This window comes from Lacipirellulaceae bacterium (assembly GCA_040218535.1).
Classification (GTDB): domain Bacteria; phylum Planctomycetota; class Planctomycetia; order Pirellulales; family Lacipirellulaceae; genus Adhaeretor.
Genome location: JAVJRG010000005.1, coordinates 1,254,653 through 1,270,867, shown reverse-complemented (window position 1 = coordinate 1,270,867; position 16,215 = coordinate 1,254,653). Strand labels below are relative to the sequence as shown.

Here is a 16,215-nt window from a genome sequence, read left to right as displayed (position 1 = left end):
CCAGAGTTCAACTGAAAACTGAACACTGACAACTGAAAACTCTATTCCTCGTCATCCTCTTCCTCTTCGTCCCACGTGAGCATTTCGATGCCCAGTTTCGAAGCTGCGAGTAGCAACTTGTCGCGGTCTTCGGGCTCGACTTCGGCCAGTGTTGCTACGGCTCCTTCTCTCATGCTTTCAGGGAGGAAGCCTTCGAGCTGCAAATCGGTATCTGGTTCGGCGCGAAGCGAACGAAACTGGCGAAGCAGGTCGCCCATGATGGTTTCTTGGTCGTACCATTCGCCGGGGACGTCGATCTCCTCGTGGCACTCGATGGCAACGCTCCAGACGACTGGCGAATCATCACCGTGGCGTTTGCGGAGTCGTGCGAGCAGTTCGTCGCTAAGGCCACCGCGACGGAGATAATTCACCAGTTCGCCGCGGCCTTCGATGTTCCAAGTGACGAGCAAATCGTGTCCCGAGTGTTTCGTCTTGAGTTTGCTGATTCGTTCGCGAATCTGCGACATCATTGCCGCTTCGTCGGTGCCGGCGGTGATTTCGATCGTCTCAGCGACCCACCGAATCGCGTCAGTTGGTACGAATGTTGTTTTCACGTGCCCCGCTTCGTCCACGTTCACGAGCGTGCAGCCATGGGCGCCAGTTTCTTCAGGCGAACGCCCCTGGGTCGTACCACAGTAGTGGGCGATACCGGGGGACTGATCCACGGTTTGCCGTCGATGCTGGCCGCCGAGAGCCATGTAGTGAACACGGTCCCCCTCTTCCCCTGGAGCGGCGGCAGTGCCGTAGCTGACTCCAATAGTGAACTGTCCGTGGGCGTCGCGATGGAAGCCGCTGTCGTCGACTGCCTTGCCCTGACTGCGACTGATGCCTTGCACCCGCGCGACGACTGAGCCATCGCGAAGATGGTCGACGGTCTCCACTCGCCCAACGGGAAAAACGTGAACATTGCCAGGCAGTGACGCGTTGGGTGGCCAAGCGTCGGGCGGATCGATATCGCCCCCCGCCCAATAGACTTTGATTCCGTGTGCGTCGAGTCGCTCGAACTGCTCGTTCAAGAAGACAATCGCTCGCGGACCAGCGAAGTCGAGATCGACCATGTCGCCTGAGAGGATCAACGCGTCGACACTCTCAGCGAGTGCCGTCTCGAAGACTTGTTCCGCGGCAACGTAAGGCGCTTCGAGAAACACTTCGCGGAGGTGCGAGGGCAACTCAGACACGCCGCCGAGCGGGCGTTCGAGGTGGAAATCACTGGCGTGTAAAAAACGGAGCGGCGGTTGTGACATCGACGCCTCCATGCGTTTATGAGTGTTCAGTTGTCAGTTTTCAGTTCACGCGAAGTAGCTGCTAGACCGGGGAATAGTTTCGGCCTAGCGAGCGGGACTCGCGGACGATGTGGCTGTATTTACTTCTTACGTCGAGGTATGACCACCAGAGGTAGAAGTTTCCTGCTAAAGAGCCACTGAAAAGCACCCAAGCAAGAATTGCAGAAACCATGTCTTGCTTCTCAGACTCGGTCCGATTGGTGACGTTCGTCAGTTGAGGATTTTGGCGGCTCAGATCGTACTGCCGATTGTTCTCGTTCCCTGAACGGTAGTCGGTTCCTGGTTGATTCGCGAATTCTCGCGGCACAGAAAAGGGATCGCGCTGTTGCTCGTTGGATGCGAACACATCGCCCATCCCTTTCCGAAGTTCCGGCACCTTGCTATCCGAGTTCCAAGATTCGGAACTGCGTGCATCTAAGTTACGGGAATCGAAGTTCGGGTCGGCCAGCGTGGGGCCTTCTTCCCAGGCGGCCCCGCGATCAGCACGACTGTCGCCGGTTCTCACAAAGCGTGCATCATTACGACGATTGGCCAGATCCTCTTGATCGTATTGGGGCCAGTCATTCTGCTTTGAATCGTATCTGTCTGGCGATGGATAACGCCCACCGTCGGTTGCCCGATCGTTCGATGCGAGCCGATCCTGGCGCCATCGATCACTTCTTAGGTCACGCTCATCGGCAGTTCGCGTCCAGTAGGTGTCCTCAGCACGACGTCGATCTCGTTCACTCAGTGAATCGTTGTACTGGGTTTCTTGCGGCCAGCGGCCAACCTCTCGGGAGTCAATCGGCATGTCGATTCTTTCCCCGCGAACCGCCCGGAAACCGTTGGCGTCTCGTTCGGCCAGGAGGCGTGGATCGACACCGCGTGGGTCCGGCTGCCCGCTCTCGAATCTGCGATTGTCAAGCTGAAGATTTCCCGGTTGTTGCTGAGCCGGAAATCGCGAATCCGATGAGGGCTGAGCATAGCGAGGATCGTTGGCCGGATAGCCGTTGTTTGGCGTGTTGGAGCGAAGCGGGTTTGGCTGAGGTGCTTCGTCGCGACCAGTTAGCCGCCGAATAGGACGACCTAAGTTATCGAACAACTGTTGCGTTCGATCACCCAATCGATCAACACCCTCACGCAAAGGCTGGGTCACACGATCCAGCGGTCGAGTTGCTCCCCGAGTACCTGTAGCCGTTCGGGGCTGACCGCCGAACAAGTCTTGCGCTTGCACTTGAGGAATGCCTGCTTGGGCATCACGTAAGGCATCGTTGACCGTTCTTCGCGCATCGTTGGTTACATTTTCAACTCCACTGGCAGCTTGGTTCTGCAACTGCCGTAATTGCTCCTGACTGAACTGGGTCAAGTTCTGGCCAGCCTTGCGGGCTTCCTCTGCCAAAGTATTCTGCGGCTGGAAGGGATTGCGTGTTGTCGGCTGCGTCGTTGCAGAAGGTTTGGCATAAGGATCGAAGTTCGCCGCGTCGGAATTGCTATACCTCGCGCCGCCGCCAGATCCGGGGACAGGGCCGTTGAACTGCGTGAGCTTGATGCCATCCCGCGGAAGTCGCTCAGTTTGTTCTGGGACAATCGGCTTGAGCGCAACCATGCGGCGAATGCGCGGCAAGTCATCCGCTTGCGAGATGAGCCTCACGCTGCGGATGGGCGAAATATCAGCAGGCAGCTTTGCGGGGAGTTTCCGCTGGAGAAGTTCGCTCTGCTGTGCGGATAGCTCAAGCCGGTCAACCTGCCGTTGATCGACCTGAATCAATACTTCGTAGCCCGCGGAACCATCGGTCGCCGGCTGCCATCCAAGATTAGCGCCAAGGCTGGAGACCAATAATAATAGTGCGGCTGTGTCCATCGCCTGAGTCCTTTCGATCGACGCACAAGTCGGCTTTAGCTTCCCGCAAAAGCCAATTCTCGCAAAAACAGATTTGCGAAAACAAGTTGCTTGGCGACTCTTATGAGCACCATCCCGGGTGTCTCAAGTTCACCTACTTCGGCACAGTTTACTCAATCTACGAAAAACAGCCTAGAGAACCTTGCTGGCACCTGACCATAATCATCTTGTGGCAGCAAAGCTGGCAGACTGCCTCTCTGAGAGCAGTTGTGGCGGCTTCGCTGCATTGACAGCAGGCAAGGTCGTTCGTACAAAAACGCTGTTCAAGGCTACTATTCTCGGCAACAGGGCAGCTTGCCTGAGATAATCCCACGGTCCCCGGCTGCCTATTTGAAGTCAAAGAAGAGATTTCCCGAAGATGTTGCTTACACCTCAGACCACCCCAATCGCCCATCCTTTCTCTCTTGGCGACTTCCGAAGTCTGCCGCTGGGTACGTCCCGGCCGACTCTGAATCCTGCCTGGACTCCTGACGAGGAACAGGAATTGGTACCCTGGGCTCCCGCCGCAGACGTTGTGTGTGATGGGGACGATCCCTTCGACGACTTCGAAGAAGATGACTTCGACGACGACTTTGATGACGATTTCGAAGAAGACTGGGAAGACGACCTAACGCAGGACGATGAATTTCCCGATACATTCGGCGGCCATGAGGAAGAAGAAGAGGACGACGACGAAGACGACTCCGACACCCCCTTCAAGGACGACCCCGACTTCGACGAGTAGCAAACAAAGTGGCCGTATCGCTTCAGCGATACGTAGCACTCCGAAGGCCCGGAACACTCCAGAGTTCCGGAACGCTGAAGCGTTCCGGCCAGGCACCGAATCAAGCCCCGGAGAGTTCTGGTGCGAGGGTTAGCTGCTCGGGTTCGCTAAGTGCTTGCGCTTCGGTCGTAACTTCGGGTAACGCGATCTGCGATCGCTCAGCTGAGATCCGCGCGAACTCAGCTTCCTTAGCCACAAAGGCCTCGACCACTTCAGGGTCGAAGTGCGTACCGTAACGCGTCACAATCCATTCGCGTGCTTCGGCATGATCGATTGGCTGCTTATAGGGTCGACGCGATGTCAGAGCATCATAAACGTCCGCCAGAGCCACGATTCTAGCGGAGAGTGGAATCGCCTTCCGCTGTAGCTGGTTGGGATAGCCTGTTCCGTTCCATTGCTCGTGATGCGAGGCAGCAATCTCCTTGGCGAGTTGCAGGAAGTCGTCTTCGCCGAGTTGCTCCTGAATGGCCGCCAAACACTCGCTGCCCAGCGTGGTGTGCATTTCCATGGCTTCGCGCTCTGCGGGAGTCAGCTTACCGGGCTTCAATAACACGCTGTCAGGAATCCCGACCTTACCAATGTCGTGCAGGGATGATGCAACGGCCAAATTGGCAACATACGTCGAGGTGATTTCTGGATTATTGAAGGCCAATTCAGTTGCCAAGACAGTGACATAGGAGCGGATTCGCTCGAGATGGGCCCCGGTGTCCTTGTCGCGTGATTCTGCGAGTTTGGCGAGTCCGAAAATAACCGCGTTGCGAGTGTTCACAAGTGACTGAGTCCGAGCATCGACCTGTCTCTCAAGACTTGAGTTTGCTTCCGCAAGCGAGTTCTCATAGCGACCAACGAGGAACACCGTTAACAGACTTGACACTCCGATAACAAACGCAGTCAGCACGCAACCGACCTGTGTCACGGGATAAACCAAAGTCGCGATTGCCTGGTCAATGCTCGCCTCCGACTGATTAATTGCAAGCAGGGCATTGAATCTTGGCATCGTGTAACCGGTGAACACGTGCAGCTCACCGTCGATTTCCACTTTGCCTGAGATCAGACGGCGTCCCAGTTGATTCGCCTCTTTGGAAATGGTTGTAATCGGTGCTGCCGTGTAGCCCGTGGAAAGCATGGTACGGCCTGGAAAGCGACCCAAGAGTGAGGGTTCGTCCTTAAGCCGCGAGTGGCAGATGAGCGCGCCACTATCTTGCCTGATCATGTAGGCGTATCCCTGGTGAGGAACTTCGGCCGCCTCGAAAACACTCTGAAGTCGCTGCCAGTCGTCAGTCCCAAGCTCAACCTCGTCGAGGTTCAGTTCGCTTGCCCGGGTCGCCAGTTCGTGAGCCAACGAACGACCTTCCGCATCAACGCGGCTGGCAATCACCTCGGTGACAACTCGATTTAACCAGCCTGATGCCGAAGCAAGGCCGAACAACATGCAGCCGAGTTGGCTGATGATCAACAGAAACACAAGGAGCTTGCGTTTTTTTATACGCATGGCGAGACGGAGGGCGAGGTTTCTAGGCGGGCATTTTCTGTGAGGCAAGTGAGAGACCGTTCTAGCCAACGGCTCCTTGAAAACTTAGCTTGCGGAAATGCGAAGGACTGCCAACAGACCTCCAATTCTTCGACGTAGCTTACTAGCCCCGAATAATCGCTCCAGCAGGAACAATCGGCACGGTGAATCCCCGCGTTTGAATCAATTTCTCCGGTTCAAAGCACTCGCAGAGGTGCCAAAACAGATAGACCCACAGCAATAAGCAATGAGGATGGTTCCGGAACTGATAGAAGACTGGGATTAGCTGAAAGCTGCATTTGCCATAGAAGGAGTTCGGATCCGGCAAGCTGCTCGCCGTAACGCTGCTGCCAAACGGCCAAGTCAGCTGCGTCCACGTTCCCACTGCTGTTGAAGTCAGCGCCTTTGACGGGTAACTGAACTTCCAAGACGTAGCCATCGTCTTCCAGTGAGAGGGTACTCGTCACCCTTTCGTCACCGTGCGAGATGATAACTTCATATTCGCCTTTGAATCCCAGCAAGCTCACTTTACCTTCGTCATCGGTCGTCAGTTCTTCCTCGGTCCACCATTGGTTAAAAACTAAATCCAGAAAGGCCTGACCGTTGGGTTTGATGTTCCACTGCTCATCAAACAGGGCCGCCTCGGGACGCCAGTGAGCCCCTTCCCAGAAGCCCCACATGGTGAGGTTCTCGACGCCTTCGTGAGCGAAGACCGCTGTGAGGAAGTCGCGTGTGAACTCCGCCTGCAATTGCTGGTCGTTCGTTTGATAGTCGAACTCAGTGATCTCAATGGGCAAATCAAGCGTCGCGAATCGATCGAGAATCGCCCAAACTTGCTCAGGCCCTGTGAGGTCGAGATCGGTGAAGTGCCCCTGCATGCCGATTCCGCCCAAAGGCACTCCCGCCGCCTTCAGGCCCTGCAGTCGGTCAAAGAATTGCTGCTGAGCATCGGTATCCACGAGGCCGCCTGAATTGACGATGCTAAATTCGTTCAAAAAGAGCGGCACTTCCGCATCTGCTGCACGTGCGGCGTGAAACCAAGCTTCGACGATTTGTTCCCCTTCATCCAAGCGATCAAATAAGTCACGGTTTGTCCGAGGTTCGTTCACCACATCCCAGGCGACCAGCTTGCCGTCGAAAGTCCCCGCCACGTCAGCGATATGAGCCACTACGGCGTCGCGAGCTTGCTGTTGCTGGGCCGCATCCCAGTTGGGGCTGGCGTCGAGTAGCGCTCGCATCGACGGCGGGAGATTCTCGTAGCCTGGCCAGACCACGTTGTGCCCACGGACCTTGATCCCGCGTTCGTTCAGCCAATCCACAGCATCAATCCCTGTCTGGTTGCTATGGTTCCCGAGATCGTTCTCCCATGGCCACCATTTTAATGCATTCTCCACGGTAGCGACGTTGAATAGCTCTTCGACTTTTTGTTTGTAGATCGCGTTCGCAGGATCGTAGTTCGGATGCGTCTCATCCCGTAGTCGAAAGGCCTCGACCGCTGAGCCAAACCCAAAAGCGTGCTTCTGCTGCCTAATCTCAACTGTTGCCCCCGGCAGCGCGACGCCCAAGGAGTTCGTCACGGTGACTTCGAGATCGGCTTTCCGAATCGCATCGACCCGCGTCGCGGCCTCCGCTCGCCAAGGCGCATCTGCTTCGGCTCCCGGGTAGGCCGGTGCGTTATTCGAGAGGGCAACGCGGTCCAGCGACAGATTGAATTGCACAGGGTCTCCCGGGTTTGGGATACGGAGCGAATAATCCCCTAAGAAATTCCACTGTTTGATGCGGCTCAGGTCGATGTTCGTCGCACCATCGTTGTAGTAACTTGCTCGATCGAGCTTCGTTTTCGAGACAAGTCGCGTTGGAGCGTCAGCTACAAGTTCCGAAACGTTGAACTGCCAGGTGCCGCGGTTGTTATCGGCGTCGACGAGTTCGAGGCCAACAAGATCGACACCGTGGGTGGCAGCCACGGAAAGATCGACGACGACTCTGCCATTGGAAAAGCTTGAGAGGTCAGAAAAGCTGCCACTCGAGTCGCCAACATTACTTCCTCCACCGCCCCAGCCGTCGTTGGGGTCGTGCAGACGAACGACTCCTTGATCGAGCGACTGTGAGAAGCCGTCAAAGACGTAATCGAAGCCTGCTGAAAAGTCCGACAGGACTTGCTCTGCCTGGAGGTTGGGGAGCCCTAACTGAATCAAGGCGAGGGCTAGTGCGAAGCGAATCCGTTTCATGCTGTCCTGATCCTGTTCCGTCTATCCGCTCTATCGCACGCAGATTACCAGGAGCTCCTACCGATTGCCAGCCACAGGCAGGTCGCACTCACGCCTGCCAGAATGGCACGTCCCCAATGTTCACTCAGGCAATTCCCTGATTGCTGCAAGTCTTTTGCAGTCTTAACTTTATGCATATCGCTAGTAGTGCTGAGGCGAAGCACTCAGCTTGGCACGGTGCTTGCTTTCTAGTCAGGCTTAGCTGCAAAGCTGCCAAACGGTGCTTTTTTGTCAGCAGCAATAGTGACTTACCAATCAAGAACCCGCTCTAACGCGGGTTATCTCGAACAAATCTAACAATCAGTCCCAGCAACCCGAGCAGGAGACTCCCCGTGCCGAAACAGATGGTTTTTGAAGACGACGCCCGTAAGCCCCTGGCTGAAGGCGTTGGTAAACTCGCCAAGGCAGTCCGCAGCACCCTTGGCCCTCGCGGTCGCAATGCCGTTCTCGACAAAGGTTGGGGCTCTCCCAAGGTGACCAAGGACGGCGTCACCGTGGCAGAGGACATAGAACTCGACGATCCCTACGAAAACCTAGGTGCCCAGCTCGTCAAGGAGGCCGCCAGCAAGACAAACGATGTCGCTGGTGACGGCACGACGACAGCCACCGTCCTTGCTGAAGGCATTTTCCGCGAAGGTCTGAAAATGATCGCAGCAGGTGCCGACGCGATGGCTCTCGGTCGTGGGATTCACAAGGCTGTGGAAGCACTGTCGGACGCCATCGGCAAGCTCGCCGACCCGATTGAAGTCAAGAATAAGAAGAGCCTCCAGCAAGTTGCGACCATCGCAGGAAATAACGATCCGTCGATTGGTAGCGTTTTGGCCGAAGCCTTCGCAAAAGTCGGCAAGGACGGTGTCATCACGGTCGATGAGGGCCGCGGCAACGAGACGACCGTTGAGGTTGTCGAGGGCATGCAATTCGACCGCGGTTTCCTCTCACCACACTTCGTCACCAACGAGAACGACCAAACGGTCGAGCTCGATAATTGCTTGGTTTTGGTCTTCGAGGAGAAGATTTCTAACGCCAAGAATCTCGTTCCTATCCTTGAAGCGGTTTCCAAAGCAAGCAAGCCGCTGCTGATTATCGCTGAGGATATTGAAGGCGAAGCCCTCGCGACCTTGGTCGTCAACAAGATGCGAGGCATCGTCAACGTCTGTGCTGTTAAGGCCCCCGGCTACGGTGACCGTCGCAAAGCGATGCTGGGCGACTTGGCTGTTCTGACCGGCGGAACGGCGATTTTCAAAGACCTTGGGATCAAGCTCGACGGCGTGCAAATCTCCGACCTCGGTAAGTGCCGCAAGGTGATTATCACTAGCGACAACACCACGATGGTTGGCGGTGGCGGCAAGAAGGATGACATCGCTGCTCGTGCTGATCAGATCCGTCGCGAAATTGAATCGACCGATTCCGACTACGACCGCGAGAAACTGCAAGAGCGTCTGGCGAAGCTTGCCGGTGGCGTCGCCGAAATCAAGTGCGGTGCGGCAACTGAAACGGAGATGAAAGAGCGAAAGGCACTTCTGGAAGATGCGCGTGCGGCCACACAGGCTGCTCTCGCAGAAGGCATTGTCCCTGGCGGCGGAGTGGCTCTGCTACGTTCTGAAAAGGCGCTCGACAAGCTGAAGCTCGAAGGCGACGAAGCCTTCGGCGTCGAGATCATCCGCAAGGTGCTTGACTATCCACTTCGCTACATCGCTGAGAATGCGGGCATCGACGGCGCGGTCGTTGTCAATCGCGTTCGCCAGCTCAAGGGGAAGACCGAAGGTTACAACGCTGACAAAGACGAGTACGGCGACATGGTCGCTGCAGGCGTAATTGATCCGGCGAAGGTTGTACGCACTTCGCTGCAAAACGCCGCCAGCGTCGCTGCCCTGTTGCTCACGACAGACTCTCTTATCGCTGACATTCCTGAGGAAGAAGAGGAAGCCGGCGGCCACGATCACCATGACCACGGAATGGGTGGCATGGGCGGTATGGGTGGCGGCATGCCTGGCATGGGAGGAATGGGCGGCATGGGTGGTATGCCCGGCATGATGTAGGGAGCTGTTAGCGGTTGGTAGTTAGTAATTAGCTAATAGCTAAAGGCTCACTACTCAATACTGTGCTTCCAAATCGAACGAATCTCAAACAACCAAATCGCGTTGCGACGCAAATAAAATAAGGAACCTTCAGCAATGGCCAAATTGAATCTTCGTCCCCTGGATGATCGTGTTGTTGTTAAACCATTGGATGCCGAGGAAGTGACCGCCGGTGGTATCGTTCTGCCAGACGCGGCTCAGGAAAAGCCCCAACGCGGCAAAATTGTCGCCGTCGGAGCAGGCAAGCTGCTCGATAGTGGCAACCGCGGTGAACTTTCCGTAGCCGTGGGCGACGAAGTGATCTTCGGCAAGTACGGCGGTTCGGACGTAGAGGTCGATGGCGACGAGCTGAAGATTCTTCGCGAGAGCGATATCCTGGCGAAAGTGGTGGGCTAGCTGTAGGGTCCGCTTTGCGGACCTCGCTTACGAAGCCATTTCTCACATCGATTAGTACTGAAACATCATGGTCCGCACAGCGGACCCTACAACAAGCAAAACTCTACCCCGGAGTATCCCGTGGCAAAGCAACTCATGTTCGACGATGCGGCTCGCACGAAGCTGCTCAAAGGCGTCGATAAATTGGCCGACGCGGTCGCCGTAACAATGGGCCCGACCGGTCGCAATGTCATCATCAACAAATCGTTTGGCGGACCAACCGTTACCAAGGACGGCGTCACTGTTAGTAAAGAAGTTGAGCTGGAAGACCCCTTCGAAAACATGGGCGCCAAGCTCGTTCACGAAGTGGCCGACAAAACCTCCTCGCTGGCTGGTGACGGAACCACAACGGCGACCGTCCTGGCTCGTGCCATTCTTCGCGAAGGTGCTCGTAACATCGTTGCCGGCAGCAACCCGACCGCCGTCCAGCGTGGTATTCGCCGTGCTGTAGATGCGGCTGTGGCGAAGCTCGACGAGATGAGCAAGAAGGTCAGCAGCAAAGAGCAAATCGCTCAGGTGGGTGCTATCAGCGCCAACAACGACCGTGAGATCGGCGACCTGCTGGCTGACGCGATGGAAAAGGTTGGTAAAGACGGCGTCATCACCGTCGAAGAAGGCAAGTCCACCGACACGACGCTCGAGTTTGTCGAAGGCATGCAATTCGACAAGGGTTATCTGTCGCCTTACTTTATCAACGAGACGGCCAGCATGGAGTGTGTTCTCGAAGATGCCTTCATCCTGCTTCACGAGAAGAAGATCAGCAACTTACGTGATCTGCTCCCAGTACTTGAGCAAGTCTCAGGAACTGGCAAGCCGCTGTTGATCGTTGCCGAAGATGTCGAGGGCGAAGCGCTCGCCGCTTTGGTAGTCAACAAGCTCCGCGGTGTGCTGAATATCTGTGCCGTGAAGGCCCCAGGCTTTGGTGATCGACGCAAGGCGATGCTCGGCGATATTGCCACGCTCACCGGTGGTACGCTCATCAGCGAAGACCTCGGCATCAAGCTCGACAAGGTCACCACCGAGCATCTTGGTCAAGCCAAGAAGATCAGCGTCAGTAAAGACGCCACGACGATCGTTCAAGGTGCTGGCTCGAACGCCGATGTTCAAAAGCGGATCGGCCAGATTCGCACCGGCATTGAAAACACCACGAGCGACTATGATCGCGAGAAACTCCAAGAGCGTCTTGCGAAGCTCACCGGCGGCGTTGCCATCGTGTCGGTTGGTGCCAATAGCGAAGCGGACATGAAGCAAAAGAAAGCCCGCGTCGAAGATGCACTGCACGCGACCCGGGCTGCGGTTGAAGAGGGCGTCCTGCCCGGTGGTGGTGTTGCCTTGCTCCGCTGTCAGGAAGCCGTTCAAGCGGCTCGTTCCGGTGCCAAGGGTGACGAGAAGATTGGTGTGGACATCGTCGCTGGCGTACTGGATGCCCCGATGAAGCAGATCGCCGATAACTGCGGCTTGGACGGCAGCGTCGTCGCTGACGAAGTCAGCCGTAAGGGTCAAAATACCGGCTACGACGCGAACAACGGCGAATACGTCGACATGCTCAAAGCAGGTGTTATCGACCCGACAAAGGTTGTGAAGACAGCGCTGACGAATGCTTCCAGCATCGCCGGCCTAATCCTCACCACCGAGGCACTGGTCACAAACTTCGACGCGAAAGACCAAGACAAGAAAGCTGTCGTCGGCAGCATTCGCTAGTTCTTGAGTTTTTGCGATGACATAGAACCGGGCCACCGTTGTGAGACGTGTGGCCCGGTTTGTTAGACCACGCCAGGAAATTGGCCGCAGATGAACGCTGATTTACGCGGATATCTTTGTGGCAATCGTTTCTGCTATTTAAGACATCTGCGTTTATCCGCGTTCATCAGCGGCTCATAAATCATGGCCACCCAGCGTTGCTATTACGAAATCCTCGGCGTGTCTCGCTCTGCTTCAGAAGGCGAGATTACGACGGCTTATCGCAAGCTGGCCGTGAAGTATCACCCGGACAAAAATCCGGGGGACGAAGAAGCGATCGCGACTTTCAAAGAGTGTAGTGAAGCCTTTGAGGTGCTCAACGACTCGGAGAAGCGGTCTCGCTACGATCGCTTCGGCCACGCGGGAGTCAACGGCCAAGGAGGCGGTGGGGCTGGCTTTGCCGATGTTGAGGATATCTTCGGGGCGTTCGGGGATATCTTTGGGGATATCTTTGGCGGGCGCGGTGGCGGGCGTCGGAGACGAGTTCGCAAAGGCCGCGATGTCCGTTGCGATGTGACCCTCACACTTCACGAAGCGGCTGAGGGCGTCACCAAGACGGTCAATTTCCAACGGCAAGAGCCTTGCCAGAAATGCGATGGCTCGGGAGCCGCAGACCCAAGTGCCGTCGAGACATGCTCCTATTGCGGCGGGCACGGACAAGTGATTCAGCAGGCAGGCATCGTCCGCATGCAGACGACTTGTCCCTCGTGCACCGGTGCGGGGAATACAATTTCCCGACCGTGCGGCGTATGCAAAGGAAAAGCAACACTGCTAAAGAAGGTGGAAGCCGACGTCGACATCCCGGCAGGTATCGACACCGACATGCAAATCCGAATCGCCGGTGAAGGAGAGCCAAGCGGCTCAGGCGGTCCCCCAGGTGATTGCTACTGCGTGGTGACCGTTGAGAAACATGAGTTGTTCGACCGCGAAGGTCAGCATCTTATTTGCCGAATTCCGATTACCTATCCACAAGCGGTCTTGGGTTGCCGTTTAGAGGTGCCTACGCTCGACGGACGTGACGAGATCGAAATCCCTGCCGGAACGCAACACGCCGATGTGTTCACCATCCGCGGCGAAGGGATGCGCGATCCGCGAGTTTCGGGTCGTGGTGATTTACACGTTCAGGTGTTACTCGATGTGCCGACAAAGATTCCCGAGGAGCAAGAGACGCTGCTTCGTGAGCTTGCCGAACTGGAACACAGCCAAGTAGCACCGAAGAGAAAAAGCTTCCTCGATAAGATGAAGGAGTATTTCTCGGCAGAGGCTGCTGAAGAATCCGCTTAAGTCTGAGATTAAGAAGGTTTAGCCGCTGAGCTTGCTCGGCGTTTTCAAGAGTAGAGAACACACAGCGATTCCAGCGCCGAGCAAGCTCGGTGGCGAAACAGTAAATTAGGTCCGAGGGTTGCTACCATGCCGATGAAACCACCCGCTGACAATGAAGCGGAAGCTCCTAACGATGGTGATGCGCAGCAAGACGATTCGATTGCTGGCCAGATTGACGCCGCCGTTGAAGAGTCGGAGCAAGTCGTTGATGAAGTCTCCGACCTGAAAGATCGGGCCTTGCGGCTGACGGCAGAGCTGGAGAACGTCCGCAGTCGTGCTGCTCGCGAGTTGATCGAGGAACGGAAGTACGCCTCGCTCGGCCTCGCGCGAGACCTGCTTCCTGTGGTCGACAATGTCGATCGTGCTATTGAAGCCGCGGAAAAAGACAACGAGTCCTCGAGCTTGCTGGAAGGATTTCAACTCGTACGCCAGCAACTTCTATCCGTTTTGGCCCAGCATCAGTGCGAGGCGATCGAGGCCGAAGGGCAACCGTTCGACCCGCAGTTCCATGAAGCCATCCTCCAGCAACCTTCCGACGAGATTGAGGCAAACCACGTCACCATGGTTACGCAAGTTGGTTACAAGATGCATGACCGCGTGGTACGACCTTCTCAGGTGATTGTTTCCTCGGGACCCGCGGGCTGACGCCTCGCGACTCATTTGGTTAAAATACTGCCATGCCTACGTACGACTACGAATGCGATGCTTGCGGACATGAGTTCGAACTGTTTCAGTCGATCTCCGATCCCCTCAAGCGGAAGTGCCCTGAGTGCAGCAAGCTGAAGCTCCGCAGGCTGTTTGGCACGGGAGCCGCGGTCGTCTTCAAAGGTTCAGGCTTCTACGAGACTGACTACCGCAGCGAGTCGTACAAAAAGGGCGCAGAGAAGGACAAGAAGTCAAAAGAGGACTCTTCAAAGAAGTCGGAGAGTAAGTCTGAGAAAAAGAGCGAGAAGAAGTCGAAGCCGAAGAAAGCAGACTGATCTGTTTCACTGAAAACTGAACACTGCCAACTGAAAACTCTTTAATGAAGTGCCCCACCTGCCAACGTGAGTTTGAATCGCACGCAGAGAAGTGGATGCCCTTCTGCTCTGAGCGTTGCCAGACGATCGATCTAGGCCGCTGGCTCGGTGAGGATTATGGCCTTCCTCATGTGCCCGATCCTGAGGCGGATGAGAAGGCCGACGAGCCCTGGGCCGTCTCTGTCGAAGAAGACGCGACCGATGCCTGAGTACCGCCTCCCAAGGCTCGAAATTCTAGTACAATAGGGGCATGAACGAAACTTCTGGCACACTTCATACGATTCGCTGGAAAGAGCTGTGCCCCTGGCTAATCCTCGTGCGCGCGACACGGGTAGCCCTGATGGTCCGTGTGCTGCTCCTGGCGACGATCGGCGTGGCATTGACTCAACTTGGTTGGTCACTGTTGGCTGATCGCTATTCTTTGCCGGAAGTCGAGCAGCTTGATGAGCTGAACGACCTCTCGATTCCCAAGCGAAGTGAGCCGCTGAGCCCTAGCAACATGGGGCCGTTGGTTGCCGGCTGGGCGTGGGCGATTCAGCCGCTGACGATGCTTGGCGGACCACGCACTTCATCCTATATGGCATCCTACTTCTGCGTCGCTGGAATGTGGACCATTGCCGTTTGGGGCTTGTTTGGTGGGGCCATCGCGCGGATTGCGGCACTTTACCTCACTAGAGACGAACTGATCGGCCCGTTCGCGGCGTTGAAATCTTCCTGGAAATCGTGGCTTTCTACTGCGGGCGCACCTTCAGCTACTTTCGTTGGACTACTCATTATCGCGTTGCCCTTAGTGCTCACGGGACTCTTCATGCGTATGGAGTTGGGAGCCTTGCTAACTAGCCTTTTAATGATCGTCCCGCTTCTCTTAGGTCTAGGCTTTGCGATTGCCGCGATCGGGCTACTGCTGGGTTGGCCGTTGATGTGGTCGACCGTGGCGGTCGAGCGGACGGATGCTTTCGACGCGATTAGCCGTTCTTATGCTTATGTCTACCAGCGTCCGCTGCACTTGCTTTTCTACCTCTGCTTCGCAACGGTGTTAGGTATCCTGGCACAGCTTGCTTTGTTCGGGCTCTTGAGCTTCGCTGCAGACGCTTGCTATCGCTTGATCGCAATAGGTGGCGGGGAACAGGTGATCGAACAAATCGTCCAAATTAAGCCGACCAGCCCAACTTGGGCGACCGAAGCTCGCCAGTTCTGGACAAGCGCGTTTCTGCAAGTCGCGAAGTCCTTCCCACTGTCATTCCTATTTCCTACGGCAGTGGCAGCCTACTTGCTCTTGCGTCGAGAGATTGACTCGGCGGAGATAGACCAAGTGGCGTTGGAAACAGAGTCATAGTATCGCGGTTGGACGATCGATTCATCTCAAACTAGAATTCCCGTAGCGAGAGAGTTTCCATCTAAGCCAGGATTTTCCGTCATGAGCCGATTAGAAATCGAAAGTGCAGTCAGCCAATTGTCAGAAGACGAGCTTAGGAAGTTCGCGTCTTGGTTCGATACGTTTCGAGCAGACCAATGGGATCATCAGATTGAAACGGACATCAAGGCTGGCCGATTAGAGGAGTTGGGCAAGAAAGCTGATCAAGACTTCGAAGCAGGACGCTGCAAGCCTCTCTAATTCGTGATGAATCATTTCACCACTCCTGATTTCTGGGCTCATTACAACTCGCTACCAAGAGAAGTACAGAGACTTGCAGACAAGAACTTCGAGCTACTCAAACAGTCTCCAGGTCATCCTTCTCTCCACCTCAAAAAAGTCGGCGAGTTTTGGTCCGCCCGCGTAGGCCTGAACTACCGCGTGCTTGCAAAACATCGTGACGAAGGACTCGTGTGGTTTTGGATCGGTCCGCACGGCGAGTATGACAGGCTGCTTAGCTAACCA

At 55.9% G+C, this 16,215-nt stretch carries 15 protein-coding genes; 11 read left to right on the top strand and 4 right to left on the bottom strand.

The window, feature by feature from the left end:
• Window positions 1-41 precede the first annotated feature (41 nt).
• Entirely contained in the window at window positions 42-1,283 is a 1,242-nt protein-coding gene (locus tag RIB44_05440; GenBank protein ID MEQ8616017.1) for a DNA repair exonuclease, read from the bottom strand.
• A 61-nt stretch (window positions 1,284-1,344) separates the two neighbouring features.
• A complete protein-coding gene (locus tag RIB44_05435; GenBank protein ID MEQ8616016.1) occupies window positions 1,345-3,162 on the bottom strand; it encodes a hypothetical protein in 1,818 nt (605 codons plus the stop codon).
• Window positions 3,163-3,559: 397 nt separating this feature from the next.
• Between RIB44_05435 and RIB44_05430 the strand changes: the two genes are divergently transcribed.
• Entirely contained in the window at window positions 3,560-3,925 is a 366-nt protein-coding gene (locus RIB44_05430; protein ID MEQ8616015.1) for a hypothetical protein, read from the top strand.
• 100 nt (window positions 3,926-4,025) lie between these two features.
• Here RIB44_05430 and RIB44_05425 read toward each other — a convergent pair whose 3' ends face one another.
• Window positions 4,026-5,456, bottom strand: coding sequence for an HD domain-containing phosphohydrolase (locus RIB44_05425; GenBank protein ID MEQ8616014.1), 1,431 nt, complete (start codon window positions 5,454-5,456; stop codon window positions 4,026-4,028).
• A 215-nt stretch (window positions 5,457-5,671) separates the two neighbouring features.
• The gene (locus tag RIB44_05420) at window positions 5,672-7,702 is read right to left on the bottom strand and encodes an endo-1,4-beta-xylanase (protein ID MEQ8616013.1); all 2,031 of its coding nucleotides are present in this window, start codon (window positions 7,700-7,702) and stop codon (window positions 5,672-5,674) included.
• A gap of 383 nt (window positions 7,703-8,085) precedes the next feature.
• Here RIB44_05420 and groL (RIB44_05415) point away from each other — a divergent pair, with 383 nt between their 5' ends.
• The 10 genes from groL (RIB44_05415) (at window position 8,086) to RIB44_05370 (ending at window position 16,212) form a co-directional block, all read left to right on the top strand.
• On the top strand, window positions 8,086-9,780 hold the full coding sequence (gene groL, locus RIB44_05415; protein ID MEQ8616012.1) for a chaperonin GroEL: 1,695 nt from the start codon (window positions 8,086-8,088) through the stop codon (window positions 9,778-9,780).
• A gap of 135 nt (window positions 9,781-9,915) precedes the next feature.
• Window positions 9,916-10,215 (top strand): co-chaperone GroES, encoded by a 300-nt coding sequence (gene groES, locus RIB44_05410; protein MEQ8616011.1) that lies wholly within the window; start codon window positions 9,916-9,918, stop codon window positions 10,213-10,215.
• A gap of 135 nt (window positions 10,216-10,350) precedes the next feature.
• The gene (groL, locus tag RIB44_05405) at window positions 10,351-11,955 is read left to right on the top strand and encodes a chaperonin GroEL (protein ID MEQ8616010.1); all 1,605 of its coding nucleotides are present in this window, start codon (window positions 10,351-10,353) and stop codon (window positions 11,953-11,955) included.
• A gap of 183 nt (window positions 11,956-12,138) precedes the next feature.
• Window positions 12,139-13,278 (top strand): molecular chaperone DnaJ, encoded by a 1,140-nt coding sequence (gene dnaJ, locus RIB44_05400; protein ID MEQ8616009.1) that lies wholly within the window; start codon window positions 12,139-12,141, stop codon window positions 13,276-13,278.
• Between the two features lie 126 nt (window positions 13,279-13,404).
• Window positions 13,405-13,962 carry a nucleotide exchange factor GrpE gene (grpE, locus tag RIB44_05395; GenBank protein ID MEQ8616008.1) on the top strand — a complete coding sequence of 186 codons (558 nt, stop codon included), beginning with the start codon at window positions 13,405-13,407 and terminating at the stop codon, window positions 13,960-13,962.
• Between the two features lie 32 nt (window positions 13,963-13,994).
• Entirely contained in the window at window positions 13,995-14,297 is a 303-nt protein-coding gene (locus tag RIB44_05390; protein ID MEQ8616007.1) for a zinc ribbon domain-containing protein, read from the top strand.
• Between the two features lie 44 nt (window positions 14,298-14,341).
• On the top strand, window positions 14,342-14,545 hold the full coding sequence (gene yacG / locus RIB44_05385) for a DNA gyrase inhibitor YacG (GenBank protein MEQ8616006.1): 204 nt from the start codon (window positions 14,342-14,344) through the stop codon (window positions 14,543-14,545).
• A gap of 41 nt (window positions 14,546-14,586) precedes the next feature.
• Window positions 14,587-15,672 carry a hypothetical protein gene (locus RIB44_05380; GenBank protein MEQ8616005.1) on the top strand — a complete coding sequence of 362 codons (1,086 nt, stop codon included), beginning with the start codon at window positions 14,587-14,589 and terminating at the stop codon, window positions 15,670-15,672.
• Between the two features lie 81 nt (window positions 15,673-15,753).
• Window positions 15,754-15,951: a hypothetical protein gene (locus RIB44_05375; protein ID MEQ8616004.1), complete on the top strand. Its 198-nt coding sequence runs from the start codon at window positions 15,754-15,756 to the stop codon at window positions 15,949-15,951.
• A 6-nt stretch (window positions 15,952-15,957) separates the two neighbouring features.
• Entirely contained in the window at window positions 15,958-16,212 is a 255-nt protein-coding gene (locus RIB44_05370) for a hypothetical protein (GenBank protein ID MEQ8616003.1), read from the top strand.
• Window positions 16,213-16,215 lie beyond the last annotated feature (3 nt).

Bases quoted from the DNA above. Each gene is read 5' to 3' on its own strand.
- RIB44_05440 (MEQ8616017.1), bottom strand. From the start codon at position 1,283: ATGTCACAACCGCCGCTCCGTTTTTTACACGCCAGTGATTTCCACCTC.
- yacG (MEQ8616006.1), top strand. From the start codon at position 14,342: ATGAAGTGCCCCACCTGCCAACGTGAGTTTGAATCGCACGCAGAGAAG.
- RIB44_05430 (MEQ8616015.1), top strand. From the start codon at position 3,560: ATGTTGCTTACACCTCAGACCACCCCAATCGCCCATCCTTTCTCTCTT.
- RIB44_05425 (MEQ8616014.1), bottom strand. From the start codon at position 5,456: ATGCGTATAAAAAAACGCAAGCTCCTTGTGTTTCTGTTGATCATCAGC.
- dnaJ (MEQ8616009.1), top strand. From the start codon at position 12,139: ATGGCCACCCAGCGTTGCTATTACGAAATCCTCGGCGTGTCTCGCTCT.
- RIB44_05435 (MEQ8616016.1), bottom strand. From the start codon at position 3,162: ATGGACACAGCCGCACTATTATTATTGGTCTCCAGCCTTGGCGCTAAT.
- RIB44_05390 (MEQ8616007.1), top strand. From the start codon at position 13,995: ATGCCTACGTACGACTACGAATGCGATGCTTGCGGACATGAGTTCGAA.
- RIB44_05420 (MEQ8616013.1), bottom strand. From the start codon at position 7,702: ATGAAACGGATTCGCTTCGCACTAGCCCTCGCCTTGATTCAGTTAGGG.
- groL (MEQ8616010.1), top strand. From the start codon at position 10,351: ATGTTCGACGATGCGGCTCGCACGAAGCTGCTCAAAGGCGTCGATAAA.
- RIB44_05380 (MEQ8616005.1), top strand. From the start codon at position 14,587: ATGAACGAAACTTCTGGCACACTTCATACGATTCGCTGGAAAGAGCTG.
- RIB44_05370 (MEQ8616003.1), top strand. From the start codon at position 15,958: ATGAATCATTTCACCACTCCTGATTTCTGGGCTCATTACAACTCGCTA.
- RIB44_05375 (MEQ8616004.1), top strand. From the start codon at position 15,754: ATGAGCCGATTAGAAATCGAAAGTGCAGTCAGCCAATTGTCAGAAGAC.
- groL (MEQ8616012.1), top strand. From the start codon at position 8,086: ATGGTTTTTGAAGACGACGCCCGTAAGCCCCTGGCTGAAGGCGTTGGT.
- groES (MEQ8616011.1), top strand. From the start codon at position 9,916: ATGGCCAAATTGAATCTTCGTCCCCTGGATGATCGTGTTGTTGTTAAA.
- grpE (MEQ8616008.1), top strand. From the start codon at position 13,405: ATGCCGATGAAACCACCCGCTGACAATGAAGCGGAAGCTCCTAACGAT.